The sequence below is a fragment of the Hominiventricola sp. genome (assembly GCF_057604405.1).
On the sequence record NZ_DBLYVB010000001.1, the window covers coordinates 239,975 to 258,075 of the forward strand.

Annotated in this window: 12 protein-coding genes; all 12 read right to left on the reverse strand. The window is 44.4% G+C overall.

All coding sequences use genetic code 11. The features are described from left to right. Position 1: 1 nt before the first annotated feature. Entirely contained in the window at positions 2-826 is an 825-nt protein-coding gene (locus tag ACZMB2_RS01120; protein ID WP_487595123.1) for a Cof-type HAD-IIB family hydrolase, read from the reverse strand. A 7-nt stretch (positions 827-833) separates the two neighbouring features. Further along, positions 834-2,960 carry an RNA degradosome polyphosphate kinase gene (locus ACZMB2_RS01125; RefSeq protein ID WP_487595124.1) on the reverse strand — a complete coding sequence of 709 codons (2,127 nt, stop codon included), beginning with the start codon at positions 2,958-2,960 and terminating at the stop codon, positions 834-836. Positions 2,961-2,972: 12 nt separating this feature from the next. After that, entirely contained in the window at positions 2,973-4,517 is a 1,545-nt protein-coding gene (locus tag ACZMB2_RS01130; protein ID WP_487595125.1) for a Ppx/GppA phosphatase family protein, read from the reverse strand. A 21-nt stretch (positions 4,518-4,538) separates the two neighbouring features. Beyond that, positions 4,539-4,973, reverse strand: coding sequence for a dUTP diphosphatase (locus ACZMB2_RS01135; protein WP_487595126.1), 435 nt, complete (start codon positions 4,971-4,973; stop codon positions 4,539-4,541). A gap of 75 nt (positions 4,974-5,048) precedes the next feature. Further along, the gene (gene nrdG / locus ACZMB2_RS01140; protein WP_487595127.1) at positions 5,049-5,537 is read right to left on the reverse strand and encodes an anaerobic ribonucleoside-triphosphate reductase activating protein; all 489 of its coding nucleotides are present in this window, start codon (positions 5,535-5,537) and stop codon (positions 5,049-5,051) included. Positions 5,538-5,549: 12 nt separating this feature from the next. Beyond that, entirely contained in the window at positions 5,550-6,275 is a 726-nt protein-coding gene (locus ACZMB2_RS01145; RefSeq protein ID WP_487595128.1) for a nicotinamide-nucleotide amidohydrolase family protein, read from the reverse strand. 1 nt (position 6,276) lies between these two features. Further along, positions 6,277-6,804, reverse strand: a complete 528-nt coding sequence (gene pgsA, locus ACZMB2_RS01150; protein ID WP_118769447.1) for a CDP-diacylglycerol--glycerol-3-phosphate 3-phosphatidyltransferase — start codon at positions 6,802-6,804, stop codon at positions 6,277-6,279. Further along, positions 6,788-8,125: a 30S ribosomal protein S12 methylthiotransferase RimO gene (gene rimO, locus ACZMB2_RS01155; RefSeq protein WP_487595295.1), complete on the reverse strand. Its 1,338-nt coding sequence runs from the start codon at positions 8,123-8,125 to the stop codon at positions 6,788-6,790. Before rimO ends, pgsA begins: the two co-directional genes overlap by 17 nt. A gap of 123 nt (positions 8,126-8,248) precedes the next feature. Continuing rightward, positions 8,249-9,646, reverse strand: coding sequence for an alanine/glycine:cation symporter family protein (locus tag ACZMB2_RS01160; RefSeq protein ID WP_487595129.1), 1,398 nt, complete (start codon positions 9,644-9,646; stop codon positions 8,249-8,251). Between the two features lie 297 nt (positions 9,647-9,943). Next, the gene (locus tag ACZMB2_RS01165) at positions 9,944-16,126 is read right to left on the reverse strand and encodes a hypothetical protein (protein ID WP_487595130.1); all 6,183 of its coding nucleotides are present in this window, start codon (positions 16,124-16,126) and stop codon (positions 9,944-9,946) included. A gap of 13 nt (positions 16,127-16,139) precedes the next feature. Beyond that, entirely contained in the window at positions 16,140-16,394 is a 255-nt protein-coding gene (locus ACZMB2_RS01170) for a hypothetical protein (RefSeq protein WP_308459092.1), read from the reverse strand. Between the two features lie 11 nt (positions 16,395-16,405). Continuing rightward, a complete protein-coding gene (locus tag ACZMB2_RS01175; RefSeq protein WP_487595131.1) occupies positions 16,406-18,097 on the reverse strand; it encodes a serine/threonine protein kinase in 1,692 nt (563 codons plus the stop codon). Between the last annotated feature and the right edge of the window lie 4 nt (positions 18,098-18,101).

The window sequence follows — 18,101 nt, forward strand, 5'->3', positions numbered from 1 at the left end:
CTTACAGCATAAATTTCTCAATAATTTCGCGGATTGCTCCATGGTTATTATCATGTTTCGTCACATAATCTGCAACTGCTTTTACGTCAGGTCTGGCATTGGCAACCGCACAACCAATGCCTGCCATCTGAATCATGGAAATATCGTTATACTCATCCCCTGCTGACAGTGTATTGGCAAGTGGAATGCCCTGACCTTCGCAAAATGCTTTCAGAGCATTTCCCTTAGATACACCTTTTGGCATGATTTCCATATACTCCTTGCAGCTTAAATAGAGATCCATGGGCTCCTCCTGCCAGGATTCCAGTTCCGCCTTCAGCGGTTCCAGATACTCCGGATGATGAATATCGATAGCCAGCATTTTGCAGGCTTCCTCATTCATATCTGTAAAAAGATCATTCACTAACTTGTGCTGCATGCCATTTTTATGGATATAATGAACCAGTCCTTCCGCTTCCGCATCATCCGTCAGCACTTTATCACCTTCGTAAGTCTGAATATAGATTTTTCGCTCATGAGATGCCTGCACAGCTTTTCGCATCTGATTTAAAGTCAGAGTTTTCTGATATAAAATCTCTCCCGACAATGTATCCAGCACCATGCCGCCATTGAATGCAATCACATAGCGCAGTCCGATTCGTTCCAGATCCCACTTTTTTAAAAGGATTCTGGCACTGGCCAACGGTCTTCCGGTGGTAATCACAATCTCATGACCTGCTTTTTTTGCTGCTTCCATTGCTTCGTAATTTTCCTTTGGAATCTGCACATCATCATTCAACGTGGTGCCATCCATATCCAGAAATAATGCTTTTCTTTCCATTTTCATAACTCCTCTACATGGGCTCTGCCGGCGTGAAGATCCGGTCATGCACATGTTCTTCCTGCTGTCCTTTTGCCAGCTTTCTGGCATAATCCATAAAATATTGCTGTGCGCACAACGGCTGTTTTCCCCTGCGGTCTACCTTTTCATAGGTACCGTCAGACTTCTTCACCTGGGCCTTCAACGTATCTTTCAGCTGAATATCCAGAATATGCATCACTTCTTTTTTCAGGTGTTCATTCTCAACCGGAAACAAAATTTCCACCCGGCGATCCAGATTTCGCGGCATCCAATCCGCGCTGGACAGATAGATTTCTTCCTCGCCGCCATTCTGGAAATAATAAATCCGGCTGTGTTCCAGAAATGTTCCAACAATAGAGCGGACACTGATATGCTCACTAACGCCCGGGATTCCCACTTTCAGACAGCAGATACCACGTACAATCAGTTCAATCTCTACGCCTGCCGCGCTGGCTTCATAAAGAGCCGCAATAATACCCTGATCACAGAGGGAATTCATTTTAGCAATAATGTGAGCAGGTTCTCCTTTTCTGGCATGTTCAGTTTCCCGTTGAATCATCTTGAGAAATTTATCTCTCAGCCAGAGCGGTGCTAAAGACAGCTTGTTCCAGCTTTCCGGTTCGGAATAACCGGAAAGCATATTAAATACCGCCGTAGCATCTTCCCCAATCAGTTCGGAACAGGTCAGAAGTCCCATGTCTGTATATAGTTTTGCCGTAGAATCGTTGTAATTTCCGGTTCCCAAGTGAACATATCTGCGGATACCGTCCTCTTCCCGGCGAACTACCAGTGTAATCTTACTGTGGGTTTTCAGGCCCACCAGGCCATAGATTACATGACAACCTGCCCGCTCCAGCATTTTTGCCCAGGCAATATTATTTTCCTCATCAAACCTGGCTTTCAGCTCCACCAGAACCGATACCTGCTTGCCATTTTCTGCTGCCTGCGCCAGCGCTGCGATGATCGGAGAATTACCGCTGACCCGGTACAAAGTCTGTTTGATGGCAAGCACATTCTGATCCCTGGCCGCCTGTCGGATAAAATCCACCACCGGATCAAAGGTTTGATAAGGATGGTGCATAAGAATATCCCCTTTTCGGATCTCCTCAAAAATATCATTTTTTCCGGTCAGTTCCGGCACCGGCTGAGGCGTGTATTTCGGTTCCTTCTGTTCCTCGAACCCATCAAGGCCGTACATTTTCATCAGAAAAGTCAGATCCAGCGGACCTCCGATCCGATAGATACCGTCCTCTTTAACAGCAAATTCCTTTTTCAGAATTTTTAACAGCCGTTTATCTACTTTTTCGTCGATCTCCAGGCGGATCACTTCGCCCCACTGTCGTTTTTTCAATTGTTTTTCAATCTCTTTTAACAGATCTGATGCTTCGTCCTCATCGATGGTAAGATCAGCGTTTCGCATAATCCTGTATGGATGGACGCAGAGAATATCGTAGCTTAAAAACAGTTTCTGCATATTCCGTGAGATAATTTCTTCCAGGAGAATTACAGAAGGAACGTCTTTTTCTACACCCGGAATGGACACGATTCTCGGGAGCACCGCCGGTACCTGCACTGTGGCAAATTCCAGTTCTGCATCCTCCTCGTTCTTTTTTTTCAGAAGCGCACAAAGATTCAGCGTCTTATTTACAATCAGCGGAAAAGGTCTGGAAGAGTCCACTGCCATAGGTGTCAGTACCGGATACACGTTCTCCATAAAATATTCATCCACATATCCGGCCTGCTCCGGTGTTAGATTCCGATGATCCTGTATCACCTGAAGTCCGCACTGCCGAAGCCCCGGAAGAAGTGATCTCTGCCAGGTGGAGTACTGGACGTTGACAAAACTGTGCACCCGGTCATGAATGGCATCCAGCTGCTGCTTTGCCGTCATCCCCGCAATGTCTTTTCCTTTGTATTCCGCATTGACCATATCCACCAGAGAAGCAACTCTGACCATAAAAAATTCATCCAGATTGGAAGCGGTAATACTTAAAAATTTCAACCGTTCAAAAAGCGGAATGGTCTTATCCCGTGCCTCTTCCAGAATCCGCTCGTCAAATCCCAGCCAGCTTAATTCCCGATTTTCATAGTACTCCTGTCTGACAAATTCATTTTTCATATTCCCTTCCTCCTACACCAGACGCTTTGCTTTCAATTCGGGACGAATGCTGTACACCTCTTCAAAGAACTCCGCTTTTTCCTTAAACAACGCCTGCTCCAATGTCAGATCCTCAAAAGTATCCACCAGGATCTGCATGGTATGATTTCCTTTCATGGTCACACGGATATCCTTTATCTTTTGTTTATGACTCCGGTCCATAGCGTTCGCCACCCGCAGAATTGCTGTCAACTTGGCTATGGTCAGGTACTCCTCACGTCCCAGAAGGGATCCTGCCGCCAGCTCCTCATAGGACAGAATCGGACTGCTGTTAAACCGTACGATATTAGCCACCATTTCCCTTTCCGCGTGGGACAGTCCGATAATTTCCGTTGCCATAATAATATTGTAGGAACACTCAGACGACTGGGCCATATTGATATACTTTCCACAGTCATGGAGCAGTACCGAAATCTGCAGCAGTAAACGTTCCCGTTTCTCCAGTCCATGAATCGATTTCATTTTGTCAAAAATCGTCAAGGCCAGGCGTTCCATCATCTGCGCATGATTCCGGTTGGTATGGTACCGCTTTGCGATATTCCGCGCTGATTCAATAATATCATTTTCAAAATTATGCCGGGGTTTCACAATCTTATTTTTTTCAGCGTAATCATACGCAAGACCATCCCCCAGATCAGTTCCCACAATGACTACGTTTTCCGCCCCTGTTTCTTCCAACAGACGTTTATACAAGACAAGCGTAGGTAAAAGAAGCGAAATGTTTTCCTGCGAAATTCCTAACTGCTCCGACATAACCTGAGCGCCTTTTTTTGAAAAATCATCATAAAATTCCAGAAATTCTTCTCTGGAAATCTGGTTATTCCCATCTCCGCCATGGATATAGCGGTTCACATACTGGATATAACTTCCTACCAGTAAAATATACTGAATATTCCGGTCCTTTAAAAACAATTTCCGGAAAGTACGCAGTTCATTATTCAGAAGTTCTTCCATAACTGCCGTATAATGCACCGTCCGCTCTGCCACATCGGCCAGGCGCTCTCTGAGTCTTAGCGTACCAAGCCGGATATTCTGTGTAGTCACCAGATTGTCTTTATCGAACAAAGAAATCTGGATACTTCCACCGCCTACGTCCACAATGGCTGTTCCCTGTTCAATGATTTTCTGGAAGGCCTGTTCATTGGACGCAATGGACTTATATCCAAGAAACCGTTGTTCGGAATTACTTAAAATTTCCAGACGGACACTGGTTCTTAAGTAAATCCGGTCCAGCAGCACCAGCGTATTCCGAGTCTCACGAAGGGCACTGGTGGCGCAGGCTCTGTACTCTTCCACACCAAATTCTTTCATGATTCTCTGAAAATCCAGCAACACCGCACACAATTCATCTACCAGTTCTGTGCTGATCTTTCCGGTCGCATAGGCATCTTTTCCAAGTTCCATCCGATGACGCACATGATTCAATACCCGAATTCCATTTCTGGCAGAAAGCTCATAAATCTTCAGATTTATCTCATAGCTTCCCACATCAATGGTTCCGAAAATTTTACAAGCCATACCATATCCTCCATTTATGTATTACTGGCGTCCGGTTGTTCCAAATCCGCCTCTGTCTTTACCATCCAGTTTTTCTGTTTCCTCAAAGATGATCTGCGGCTGATGCTCCATAATACGGAACTGGCAGATCCTGTCATTGACATGAATCTCCGTATCTCTCATAGCAAGTGCCGGGAAAAACCACTGATCGTTATCGCCGCAATAGCTCCCATCAATGAGTCCGCAGCTATTCGTCTGCAGCAGTCCAAAATTCTTAAATGTACTGCTTCTCGGGATCACATGGGCCTCATATCCTTTCGGAAGTTCCATGGCAATTCCGAGGGGAATCAGCTTAAATTCTCCTTGCTTCATGACAATATCTTCTGCAGCCCGCAGGTCAATCCAGTCAGACTTTCCTGCAATGTAGGTCAGTTTCTCGATTTTGTCAGAAAAATATTTAATCTTAATCGTTTCCATTTATTAAAGTCTCCTTATCCACACAGAGTCAGGCCAATAGACTGCCTGACTCTGTTGTTCTTTTTATGCTTTCTTTTATGCGTACAGTACGACTTTTCCAAGTTTTCTCGTCATCTGCACATCAATAACGCGCTGATTGGCGCTGCCTTTCCAGGGAAGGTTATTGTCCTTCAGATCTTCCATAAATTCACCATCTACCAATACGTTCAGATCATCTATCAGTTCCAGGTCACTGATCTCTTCCCATAAATATCCCGTATACAGCCATATGGTCTTCTCCGGAAACAGGCTGCGAATCTCCCGTATCAATCCTGTCAGTTCCTCCCTGTTTTGCTCCAGCAGAGGATCGCCACCGCTGAAGGTAATGCCATCCACATAGTCTTTTTCAAGTTCTTCGAATATTTCCTGCTTCGCGTCCTCGTCAAAAGGAATTCCTCCATTCGGATCCCAGGTGATTGGATTCTGGCAATTTTTACAGTGATGTGTGCATCCGGCCAGCCAGAGTACTACCCGAAGTCCATCCCCATTCAGCATATCATCCTTTGTAATATTATGATACCTCATAGTCTCGCCTCGTTAGATCTCGTAATTTTCCAAAATACTTTTTCGCAGAAGGGTCAGTGCATGAATCACTGCCTGTCTGCGCACACTGGCACGGTCTCCTACAAAATGATATTCTTCCACATACACTTTGTCATGCACACAACAGCCAATATAGACAAGACCTACCGGATCTCCGTTTTCGCCGCCATCTGGTCCTGCATATCCGGTGACGCTGACACAGACATCTGCCTCTGCCATAAATGCGCCGCCTTTTGCCATTTCTTTCGCTGTCTGTTCGCTGACCGCCGTATACTTTTTCAGAGTTGACTTCTTTACCCCTACCATCTTTCGTTTGGCACGATCTGAATAAGTCACAAATCCCTGAGAAAATACTTCTGATGCTCCCGGTACATCTGTAAGACGTGCACTGATCAAACCTCCAGTGCAGGACTCTACTGTAGAAACCGTCATCTTCTGTTCTTTCAGGAGATCTACAATGGTCTGTTCCAGTGATATATTTTTCTTCGTTGTAAAAATGCTGCTTCCGAAGCGAACTTTCAGTTCCCGGATCAGACTTTTGATCTTTTCCCTTGCATTTTCATCCTCGGAAGAAAGCCGGATAACCACCTCGCCGAATGCGCCGTTGATGTCAAACTGCACCTTATCCTGTGCAATGAGCAGATCACTTAGCTGTTCTCTGACTTCGGCCACTTCCATTCCGCAAAGTTTCACTATCTTGGAATACGCTTCGTTCTCCATCTTAAATTTCTCCTTCCAGAATCACCTGTTTGTTCTTCACCAGGTAGTCAATCAGGGACACAACCGTCAAAATCAATGCGATCCAGGTAAGCACCAGACCAATCATGTCGAACACCCCACCCAGATTCAGAATCAATACAATGATCATGAGCATCTGGAAAGTCGTCTTAAATTTTCCCCAGTAGCTGGCCGCAATGACCACACCATTGTCAGAAGCCACCAGACGGAAACCACTGATGATAAATTCCCTGCTGATGATAACAATTACCATCCATGCCGGAAGACGTCCCATCTCCACCAGACAAATCATAGCCGCGCATACCAGAAGCTTATCCGCCAGCGGATCCATGAATTTTCCAAAATCTGTAATCAGATTATATTTTCTTGCAATTTTTCCATCCAGAAGATCTGTAAGACTCGCAATAATAAATACAGCTACTGCCCACAGATCATAGCCATTCAGCATCAGTGCCACAAAAGGAATTACCAGGATCACCCGGAAAATCGTCAGTTTATTCGGCAGATTCATCGTCAATCTCTCCTATCAAATCATAATCATCCGCACCGGTCACTTTGACCTTTACAAAATCACCGGACATGAGTTCCTCCAGGGTCTGGACAAACAGATAACCGTCCACACCCGGAGCATCCTTATAAGTTCTTGCCACATAAGCATACTCATCCGCTACTTTTCCCTCAATCATACACCACAGGGATTTTCCAACCATATCCTCTGCTTTTTCAAAGGAAATCTCCTGCTGAAGCTCCATGATCTCGTCCCGACGCTCTTCTTTGACTTCTTCCGGGATCTGATCCGGCATAGTGGCAGCCGGAGTATCCTCCTCCGGAGAATAGGCAAATACACCCAGACGGTCGAATTCCATCTCATCCACGAATGCCATCAGTTCCTCATGATCTTCCTGGGTTTCACCCGGGAAACCACTGATCAGCGTCGTACGAAGACAGATATCGGGAATCTCTTCTCTTAATTTTGCAACAATTGCTCTTAAATCTGCCTGGGAAGTTCTGCGGCCCATTCTCTTTAAGATCCTATCGGAGGCATGCTGGATCGGAAGATCCAGATAGTGACAGACTTTCGGCTCCTCCTTGATGGTCTGGATCAATTCATCATAAATCTCCTCCGGATAACAATACTGCACACGAATCCAGCGGATGCCTTTGATCTTGCATAACTCTTTCAGCAACAGGTGCAGGCTTTTCTTTCCATATAAATCGGTTCCGTAAAGGGTTGTCTCCTGGGCTACCAGAATCAGTTCCTTCACACCCTGCTCTGCCAGTTCTTCTGCCTCCTTTACCAGACGCTCCATAGGGAAGCTTCGATAATTACCGCGCAGTTTTGGAATAATACAGTAGGTGCAGTGTTTGTCGCAGCCCTCTGCAATTTTCAGATGTGCATAATGTCCACCTGTAGTCAGTATTCTCTTTGCCGGAGTCAGCACCAGACGGTCAATATCCTCACATTTGAGCATATGCTCACCACCTATAGCCTGCTCAATGGCTTCCACGATGCTGTCATAGGTAGTGGTGCCGAGAACCGCATCTACTTCCGGTATCTCGTCAATGATCTCCTGCTTATAACGCTGAGCCAGACATCCGGTCACAATCAGTGCCTTACATTTTCCTGCTTTCCGATACTCTGCCATCTCCAAGATTGTGTTAACACTCTCTTCCTTAGCATCACCAATAAAACAACAGGTATTTACCACAATGACGTCAGCTTCCGTCTCATCATCGGTAAATGTATAACCTTTGTTTGAAAGCAGTCCCAGCATAACTTCAGAATCCACCAGATTCTTGTCACAGCCAAGAGATACAAATAAAATGTTCATCATAAATGATGTAGTCTCCTTTATCTTTATAGATTCCATAGTATTATAATACAGAAAGCCCCGGGAAAGCAATACCGCTTTCCCGAGGCCCTATTCTTTCCTGTTTTCTATCTCATAATCATGTTAAGCTACGTCTTCTTTTTCTGTATTCAGCACCGGAACTGCTTCATTACTGTGTGCATCCAGATTATTGATATATTTTCTGGTTTCTTTCATAATCACCGGAGACAGCAGGAGCACTGCCACCAGATTCGGAATCGCCATCAATGCATTCAGGATATCAGCAATAGTCCATACCAGATCCAACGCTACAACCGGAGCAATGGCAGCTACTACAATATAGAGAACACGATACGGAACCAATGCTTTTTTACCCAGGCAGTACTCTACACAGCGTTCTCCGTAATATGCCCAGCCAAGAACAGTGGAGTATGCGAAGAGAATAATTCCAAATACGAGAATCATCGGTCCTATGTACGGAATCTGATCAAAAGCCAGTGTCGTTAAAACACCTCCATTGTCCACTCCGGAAATATCAATATTGGGATTTTTCATAATACTGGTAACCAGTACCAGACCGGTCATGGCACATACAACCACAGTATCCCAAAAAGTTCCGGTTGCGGATACCAGTGCCTGGCGCACCGGATTTCTCGTCTGTGCAGCTGCAGCTGCGATCGGGGCAGAACCCATACCGGACTCATTTGAAAACAATCCTCTCGCAACCCCATAATGCAGTGCCAGCATGATACCTCCGCCAGTCAGACCGCCTGCAGCTGCTCCCGGCTGGAATGCCAGCGTTACGATCGTCTTCAATGCCGGAAGAAGAAAATCTCCGTTGATACAAAGAATTACGAAACATCCAAGCACATAAAATAATGCCATGAACGGAACCAGCTTCTCACATACGCTGGAAATAGACTTGATTCCTCCAAAAATAACCAACGCTGTAAAAAATGCAACTGCACCTCCTACCAGCCATGTCGGAATGCCAAGATTCTCAGTGCAAACAGTTGCGATGGCGTTGACCTGTGTCGCACATCCGATTCCAAAGGATGCAAAGGCTGCAAAGAATGCGAAAATCAGACCCAGCCATTTCATGTTCAGCCCTCTCTCCAGTGCATACATAGCGCCTCCCTGCATGCGTCCGTCAGAAGTTTTTACTCTGTATTTCACTGCAATCAGAGACTCTGCATATTTGGTAGCAATTCCAAATACACCAGTCAGCCAGCACCACAGTACCGCTCCCGGACCGCCAAGGTAAATTGCAGTTCCCACACCAATGATATTTCCGGTTCCAATAGTGGAAGCCAGCGCCGTTGCCAATGCTCCGAACTGACTGACCTCACCTTCTGCTTCTGTATCCTTTGTCACGGAAAGCTTGATTGCTGTTCCGATCTTCCGTTGGATACCTCCCGTACAGACTGTCATTACAATGTGTGTTCCCAACAATAAGATGATCATTGGCCATCCCCACACAAGTCCGTCCAGTTCATTGATGAAATTTACGATCATTTTCATTCTGCTTTCTCCCCCTTGTTCACGTGTTGTATTTTTGTACTATTGTATCATTGTATACAGTTTTATCAAGAATAATTTATTTTTTAACAAAAATACAGAATTTTTAAATGATTTTGAAAAGAACGCAGAAAATTTTTCTGCGTTCTTCTATGTGATCTATGATTTTCAGCATCTATTATCAGCCATTACAGGGTCTTCTCTCCATTCACATACAGATGATCGGATTTTCGTGTTAAAATTATGGGCGGGCTGTGAAAAAAATATGAAATGCTTAAGGCTGTATCTGCAGCCTGGCAATCAATTCCTTCGCCTTCTTCGCCAGATCCTAATCATCAGACAGATCACTCCCAGCGTTCCTGCTACACCTGCAATTGTTCCATAGAGTTTTTGCTTATTGTTGTAGAACCGTACCCACGCACTGGTAGACAAGGTAAATGTAATACTCTGTGGTTCTGAAGTATTTCCTGCGCGGTCGGTTGCCGTTACAATGACTTTCTGAATCTTTGCATTTTCCTTCAGTGTATATTCCAGTTTACCGGATGCTGCTTCAATGGCTCCGTCATCTGCCACATACTCCACGCTCTCTATCACATCATTCTCATCTGCCCCATTGACTACCTGGATATTCAGTCGTTCCATTTCGTTATTATCGAAATAATTAACAAGAAGCGGCATACTGGCTTCATTATAGAATCCACCTTCTTCCACACCTGTCAAAGTCACAGTCGGACCTTCCGTATCCTTGCAGAATGCAAGCACAGACGCATATTCTTCTGCGGCCGGATTTTCATTGGTCGTTGCATTCTCCAGCGTATCTTTGGAATATACAAGTACCTTATAAGTTCCATCTTCTACAAAATTGGATGCATGAATCTGATATTCCGTCTGCTTCCAGTTACAGTCATTTCCAGAGTTCCCCTGCTTCTGTACACTGTAGTCTGTATCTTTTGTCAGCTGCGTTTCTTCTTCGCTGTTTCTGGACACATCAATCCAGGAATCTACTTGATTACTCAGGTTGTATTCTGTCAGTGTCAGTTCCTGAGCCTCATTTGTATAATACTGTTCCAGCAAAGCAGATGTCTCTTCACCAAGTACATAGACAGAGCCATAACGGTTCAGTGAAAATGTAACGTAAGTCTCATCGCTGTTCGGATTTTCCGCCATATCCTGTACTCTCACGTTCAGTGTATAGACCGCATCATTTTCCGGCATCTGCTCCAGTTCCTTCAGCTGCCAGGTACTTCCATTCAATCCTCCGAAATCCGTCATTTCCTCTTCGGAATCCCATTTCATTCTTGACATGGTAACTGTCACACCAGCCGGATCAAAATTCGTATCATCGATAGTGATATACGGTGCAAATGCACTGTCACTTTTACCGTAAGCTGTCATATCTTCCACATCATGGAATGTAATTACCGGTGCTGTCTGGTCAATGACAAACTCTTCGCAGTCTATCGGAAGTGATACATTTCCCGCCATATCCGTGACAGTACCGGCAAAACTGTAGATTCCGTCCATATGGAATGTTGCGGAAGAAGATTTTCCAGTGAATGTAAATGCCGGTGCTGCTCCGCCACCAGACGCATTTACGGTAATGTCTGCCTGTCCGCCAAAATTCACGTCATCAACCAAGAGAGTTGCTGTTCTTGCGCTGTTGTAATACTTGCCATTTGCCGGATCATTCCGGTCAAATTCCAGAGTCAGTACCGGAGCGGTCTTATCAATCACGAAATCCTGGGATGCTGTTCCGGAATAGCTGATACTTTCCGCACTCTGTCCCAGCAGATCTTCTCCTGAAATATCAAGTGTATACTCGCCATCCACATGATAAGTAATCTCCGCTGTCCACTTATCATCGTCACCATTGGCATCGCTGCCTTTACTGTAGCTCCAGCTGCTGATATTCGAAGACTGTGTGGAAATGTCTATCAGATCAGAGCTGAAGTTCCGCTCTGTTACAGTTACAGTTGCCACACGATCCGCTTTAAAATACCGTCCGTTCTGCGCATCATTATTATCGTATTCCACTTCAATGGTCGGCGCTGTCACATCAATTCCAAATGTATAGTTTCTGGTATTGGTATTTCCCGCATTATCCTTTGCATTCACCACAACACGGATATCATTATAGTTATGGCTGGATGCATTCACGGTAATTGTTCTGTCAATATTGAAGACTAACGAAGAATCCTCATAATTTTCATTCCATTTTGTAGTGGACTCTGGATTCAGTACCTGTCTGTCACCGGCTACTTCTGATCCATTTATATACAGATGATACGTTACTTCACTCAGTCCGGAACTCTTAGAACCACCATACGGATCGGTTACCTTAATATGAAGTGGTACATCATCCTTAAAGAGAGGGGTTCCTTTTGTTCCACGCCCATCACTCTCAGAGGTTGCCACTACAGAGATGGTCGGAGCCAGTTCATCCATGGTCGGCGGTGTCACATCCAGATAAATTTTATTGGTCTTTGCAAGGAATCTCATATTTCCTGCACGGTCAGTCATACTGATACCGGAAATTCTGAAAATCTGTTCTCCACTGACACTGTTCTCTCTGCTCTGCTGATAAGAGAAACCATTTCCTTTTATCTCTGCTGCCTCTTTTACTTCATCATTCTCCAGACGATCCGTGGTGTATGCAATCTGTACCGGGCTGAAGTCGTCTGATGTAATCTGAATATATGCCTCTTTTTCTGTCCGATACGGCTCTGCCTGATCCACCGCACCATCCTGTACCTGAATCTGATAGTATGTCTCTTTTCCGTTGCCTACGGTAAGAGTTCCTGTCGGCTTTGTTTTATCAACTATAATGTAGCAGCTGGCATTTCCTTCCATATCTTCATTGATGCCGCTTCCCTTTTTCATGACCAGGGCATTTCCGGCTTTATCAGTTCCATAGACCGCATAGCGGAACACTCCTTCCATACTTTCACTGTCTGTATAGATATTGTTTCCGTTATTGTATGTATCACCGGTCAGTTTTTTGTAATCAGATATTGTAGCTGCAGAAGCATCATAAGCACCTGCCGCTGTCATTCCTTTATTAAGAAAAACCTTCCCTGCATCAAAGTTGGTATCTTCCACTACAACGGTAACCCGATAATCTCCGTTAAAATAATAACGTCCATCCTCCTGCTTCTTCTGATTGGTAACCGCTGCATCTGGAGTTACCTGGAAAGTAAAGACCGGTGGGGTTGTGTCACGGATAATAGTATATGGTATGGCGTCTCCGTCTTTACCGGACACATTTTCCTTAAATCCGTCCATCGTCCCCGGAGTCTGCTCCCTGACACCCAGGGCATTTCCCGCACGGTCTGTTCCATAGATGCAAATACCATATCTTCCATCTACTTTATTGATTTCATAAATCGTCTTTTCACTGCTGATATTCTCCGCTGTTCCCTGTCCGTCTTTCCGGCATATCGTAAATAGTTTCGTAAAATCAATGCCACAGGAATTATCACCGTATTGATCTGTCACTGCAATTTCTGCTGTAACATCTTTGTTGTAGTAGTACTCAGTGCCATATCCATTCGGATCGGCTTTGGAAGTATAAGTAATCACCGCAACCGGTGCGACTGTATCCACGACTCTTGCATAAGAGAGGTTGACCGTCCCATTTTCTGCTTCTGCCTCATCCCACATTTCGTGTTCATATCCATTTTCAGCCAGAACCAGCGGATTTCCAGCAAGGTCCGTTCCTGCTGCTTTAAGATCGGAATATCGGCCGTCTGCTTCCATTGTAAATGTGATTTGTCCGGATTCTGCAGTCCGTAAATCCTCTTCCACATCATTTCCGTCTTTTTTCATGGAAGTCTGCCAAATCTCCGTGGAATCAGACGGTAAGTTTTCGTCTTCAATTGTAATTACAGTCGTAATTGTTTTATTAATATAATAATCGATTCCATCGTACGGACTGCCATCCGGTTCTCCATTCAGATTTTCACTGGTTACGATCCGGGTAACTACCGGGCTCACCTTGTCCATCACCATAGATGCACCTTCATAATCCAATTGATTTCCTGCCAGATCCTGATAATGACTCTCTACGGTGTAAACATCATTTTCTTCTGTCCCATTGATTCCCGTCAGATTTACGATCGCTTTATGAAGTTCTCCGTCATGTTCCCACGTCACCGTATATCCTTCTGTGATCTGCTGACCGTTCTTTTTGACCACGATACTGGAATCATTATCAAGATCTGGATCAAAATTCTTCTCCTGAATGGTAAACTGTATCTGATGTGCAGTCGCCTTCTGCCCATAGTATATATTTCCATCTGTACCGATATGGGTATATCCATCATAGGAAGCATCTACAAGCTTCGGTGTCTCATTATCAAAGTTTAGAATCCAGTCGGATTTTACGGTTTCATTTCCGCAGAAATCAACTGCTGTTACCATCAAAATATAGATGCCATTCAAAGGCTGTCCCTGGTCATCATTTTGAAGGACAATCTGATCTTTTACCTTTGTTCTGGATGCTTTTACAACATCCATCGTAAGAGGCATGAAAGCTTCCGCATCTTCTGCTGTCAGGACAATATCTCCTACTGTTCCGTCTTGATTCTGTCTGCTCAGACGGTAAGTCAGTGACTGAATTCCGGAATATGAATACGGTTCTGTCCCGTCTTCTTTGGCATCTTCTGCCGTAATATTCAGGGTATGTGCATTTCTCGGCGCATCAAAATCATAGCCCTGATCCTGGCAGGTCACAGTAACCGTCGGTGCTGTATTTTCCAGTATCAGCAGATAGAACGGTCCTCCAAAGCTGTTGTTTGCCACTTTGTCAGCTGCCTGAATATAAAGATATCCGGACGTCGGAACGGTCACTGTTACTTTATAGTTTTCTCTATCCTGTGATACTGTGGCGGATTTTTTCCATGCAGAATCTGTTTCTGCCGGAAGTGTTCCGTCTTCTTTCATCGTCTTGTTGTCTCCGATAAAATAACGGATCGAATCTGCATCTACACCACTGCCATCTGTATCTTTGATGATAATGGTAAACTCTGTACTTTCTTTTCCAAAATTGATCTTCTTAATCTCATCAATATGGTAAGTCGGCTCATCCCCATCACACTGTAATTCAATGGTATAGGGACCATAATACCATACGGTATTGTCTTCTTTTGTCTGCTTTACATAATACGTCTTGCCGGACTCTGTTATGAGACTGTCCGTATACTGCACATACTGATCTGTCAGCAGCTGATAGCCCTCATCAACCGTTAAGGGAAGTCCTGCTTCGTTATACCAGTAAACTTCATCTGTTCCTTTTGTACCTGCAGAAAGAAGAATACCGCTTACTTCATCATCCGTAAGGGCAAACGTCTGATCTTCTTTTGCCTGAGTCATATCATAATCAGAAGTCTCTGGTGCCTTCGGTGCAATCTCTGCAGTTACCTTCAGATCATTTGCAGCGGGAACCTCGGCATCCAGCACATAATTAGCACTGTCCGTTCCTTCCAGTTCGAAACTGTCCTTCAGGCTGTTCAGTGATACCGTATTGCTGCCCAGCTTATTCTCTTCATAAGAAAGGCTGCTCCAGGGTGCATCATCTCCGACCTTCAGAGACACTTCATCACCATCGACAATCCCATCAAGGGAAAGTGCATTTTCAATCGCGGTGATATTGTCTGTTGTCAGTGCTGCTGTTCCATCGCTGACTTTTGTTACAATTGGTCCCTCTGCCGTACCTTCTGTAACCTTTACCTGCAGTTTTGCCGGATGTATGGTCAGCTCCTTCTCGGAACTTCCAGCGGATTTAAAGTAACCATTTCCATCTGTGGATACTTTTACTTTAAAAGCGCCTACTTCACGTGCAGTTACCTTTCCTTCTTTCGTTACTTCAGCTATTTCCGTCCCATCTGTCTCCTCAAAATGAAGCGGAGGCATTTTGTCTTCACTGACTGTTTCATCACCAGACTTTACAGTTGCCGTCAACTGTGCTTCTTTTCCATAGGTAACATCGATATCATCGACAAAAATTTCTGTAATCTCTGCTTTTTTCAAAGTGACCTGCCTACTGGTCTTTTCATTTCCAGCTTCTGCGGTAACGGTTACCGTCTCTTCATCACCTGTCAATTCATGGAGTGTCAGTTCTCCGGTGGATGGATCTATTGAAGCGGTACTTCCCTCATTGACTGACCATGTGGCCGTTGGATCATTACAGTATTCCTCATCCGGTATAAGAGCTGCTGCAAATTGCACACTGTCTGTAAATGCCGGATAAAATTCTGCTTCTGCTGGCTGTTCAATTGTAATGGAGGTTATATCTTTGGTCACTTTTACTGCACACTCGGCTGTTTTTCCTTCCTGTGTAGTAACCGTGACAGTCGCAGATCCTGTTTCCTCTTCTGTCTGTTCCTCCTGCTCTTCAGCACGGGTAATCATACTCCAATTCTCAACAGAAAGCAGATTTGATATCAACACAGCCGTGCATATCAGTGCCAGAATTCTCTTATGCATTTTATTCTCCTCCTTAGATTTTTTCCTCTGTATGAATCACCATAATATTTTTAGTGAGAGTAAAGCAGTTTTCTCTTTTCATCATTACTTCTGTCGCTTTCTCTATCTTCCGAATGCTTTCATTTCTGGCTCTTCCTGAACTCATCTTCCATGCATCTTTAATATGAAGGGTAAAGAAAAACAAAATCGCAAGTATTACTCCAAATATCGTGATAACCAGACATATATAAAACCCGGCGTTATATGTCTGTATTCGTTCCATTCCCATATGTTTCCTCCTTAAACACCATATGCCACGGCCGACATATCTCTGGCTCCTTTCACCTGGTTTCTGATTTCTTCCATCAGTTTCTGGTCTTCTTCATCCAGGTTATTTCCTGTTTCAATCTGCGCTGTTCCCTGTTCGATCCGGTCAAGCAATTGCTCTATCTCTGCTTTTTCAATACCGCCCTGCGCTTTGAACTTATTGATCTGGGATTTGATCTCTCCTGCTGTATATCGGTAAATACCAAGGGCAATATAATATCCTGTATTTGTCACAAGATCGTCCTGTACCAGCCCATTAAGGTCTGTCCAATATTCTGTATAGGTATATTCCGAGTTCACCTTCTTTGTCAGTTCTCCATGAGACTTTGCAATTGTCCAAAGACTTTCCGCCGTTCCTCTTTTTTCTTTTGAGAGGGTTGTACTGTCAGCTGCATACTTCAGCCATTCCAGAGAAAGGCTCTTTCCATTATCTGTACAATAGAGATAATAATTTACACCAAGATCATAAGCGAACTCATCAAATTCTTTTTCATTCCGCTTTTGAAAATAGTTCTGAGCCGGATTTCCTTCCAGCATCTGTCCCAGAAGCGTCTGCATTGCCTGTATTTCCTTTATATCAATCCGGTTATCATGAATGATCGTGTCCAGCAGATGCCTGTATGCTTCATTTCTGGCCGGTGCCACCTGAATGGCCTGTTTATAAATCTCTGTCTTTTCTGAAAGTTCCTGCTCCTTGTCGTCTTCCGCCACCGCATCACCCTGTGAGATATAATAGTCGTAGCTGGATCTGGTCTCATTGGAGGCAGCTATTTTAAATCCGGTCATACCGGCAATTCCGGATACTGCCATCAGAACTGAGCCAAAAAACAGTCCTAAATTTCTGCTTCTTTTTCTCTGGGCTGTTCTTCCGATCTCTTCTACATGATCCAGATCAAATTTCAGCTCTCCACAGGACTGATAACGTTCTTCCGGGTTTTGTCTGGTACATTTCTGAATCATCTTTTCCAGACCTTCTGAAAGTTTCGGATTGATTTTTCTGACTGGTTTCATGTATGGTTCACTGCTCGGGTGTTTTCCTGTCACCAGATGATAAAGAGTTGCTCCAAGGCAGTAAATATCTGTCCTGGCATCCGTTCTTCCATGTCCTCCATACTGTTCCGGTGCTGCATATCCTCTTGTACCAAGACAGGTGGTTGCATCTCCCGATTCATCATATTTATATTCTTTCGCCGTACCGAAATCCAGCAGCATCACCACTCCGTCCGGTCTCAGTACTACATTGGATGGTTTCATATCTCTGTAAATAATCGGCGGATTACAGCTATGAAGATACAGCAATACATCACAAAGCTGTTTTGCCAAGTCAATCACCTGTATTTCCGACACGCTCCCATGTTCCAGTACCTTCTCCAGTGAATTTCCTTCCACGAAATCCATAACGATTACAAATGTATCATCAATATCAATCACGTCGATAATACTTGGCAGATGTGGATTATTGAGATGCTTCATGATCTCCACCTCAGTCAGGAGACTCTGCTCTACAACCTGATCCTGATTTACACCGCTCTTTCTGACTTCTTTTACCGCCCAGTTTTTATTTGCCCGTTCATTACGCGCCAAATAGACGGTGCTCATTCCGCCCCGTCCAACAACACTCAGTATTCGATATTTTCCACCCAGTAAATCACCAATCTTCAGCATGTAT

Excerpts from the sequence above, each read along its gene's own strand:
- ACZMB2_RS01130 (WP_487595125.1), bottom strand. The coding sequence starts at position 4,517 with ATGGCTTGTAAAATTTTCGGAACCATTGATGTGGGAAGCTATGAGATA.
- ACZMB2_RS01175 (WP_487595131.1), bottom strand. The coding sequence starts at position 18,097 with ATGCTGAAGATTGGTGATTTACTGGGTGGAAAATATCGAATACTGAGT.
- rimO (WP_487595295.1), bottom strand. The coding sequence starts at position 8,125 with ATGAACATTTTATTTGTATCTCTTGGCTGTGACAAGAATCTGGTGGAT.
- ACZMB2_RS01135 (WP_487595126.1), bottom strand. The coding sequence starts at position 4,973 with ATGGAAACGATTAAGATTAAATATTTTTCTGACAAAATCGAGAAACTG.
- ACZMB2_RS01170 (WP_308459092.1), bottom strand. The coding sequence starts at position 16,394 with ATGGGAATGGAACGAATACAGACATATAACGCCGGGTTTTATATATGT.
- ACZMB2_RS01120 (WP_487595123.1), bottom strand. The coding sequence starts at position 826 with ATGAAAATGGAAAGAAAAGCATTATTTCTGGATATGGATGGCACCACG.
- ACZMB2_RS01160 (WP_487595129.1), bottom strand. The coding sequence starts at position 9,646 with ATGAAAATGATCGTAAATTTCATCAATGAACTGGACGGACTTGTGTGG.
- ACZMB2_RS01125 (WP_487595124.1), bottom strand. The coding sequence starts at position 2,960 with ATGAAAAATGAATTTGTCAGACAGGAGTACTATGAAAATCGGGAATTA.
- nrdG (WP_487595127.1), bottom strand. The coding sequence starts at position 5,537 with ATGAGGTATCATAATATTACAAAGGATGATATGCTGAATGGGGATGGA.
- ACZMB2_RS01145 (WP_487595128.1), bottom strand. The coding sequence starts at position 6,275 with ATGGAGAACGAAGCGTATTCCAAGATAGTGAAACTTTGCGGAATGGAA.
- pgsA (WP_118769447.1), bottom strand. The coding sequence starts at position 6,804 with ATGAATCTGCCGAATAAACTGACGATTTTCCGGGTGATCCTGGTAATT.
- ACZMB2_RS01165 (WP_487595130.1), bottom strand. The coding sequence starts at position 16,126 with ATGCATAAGAGAATTCTGGCACTGATATGCACGGCTGTGTTGATATCA.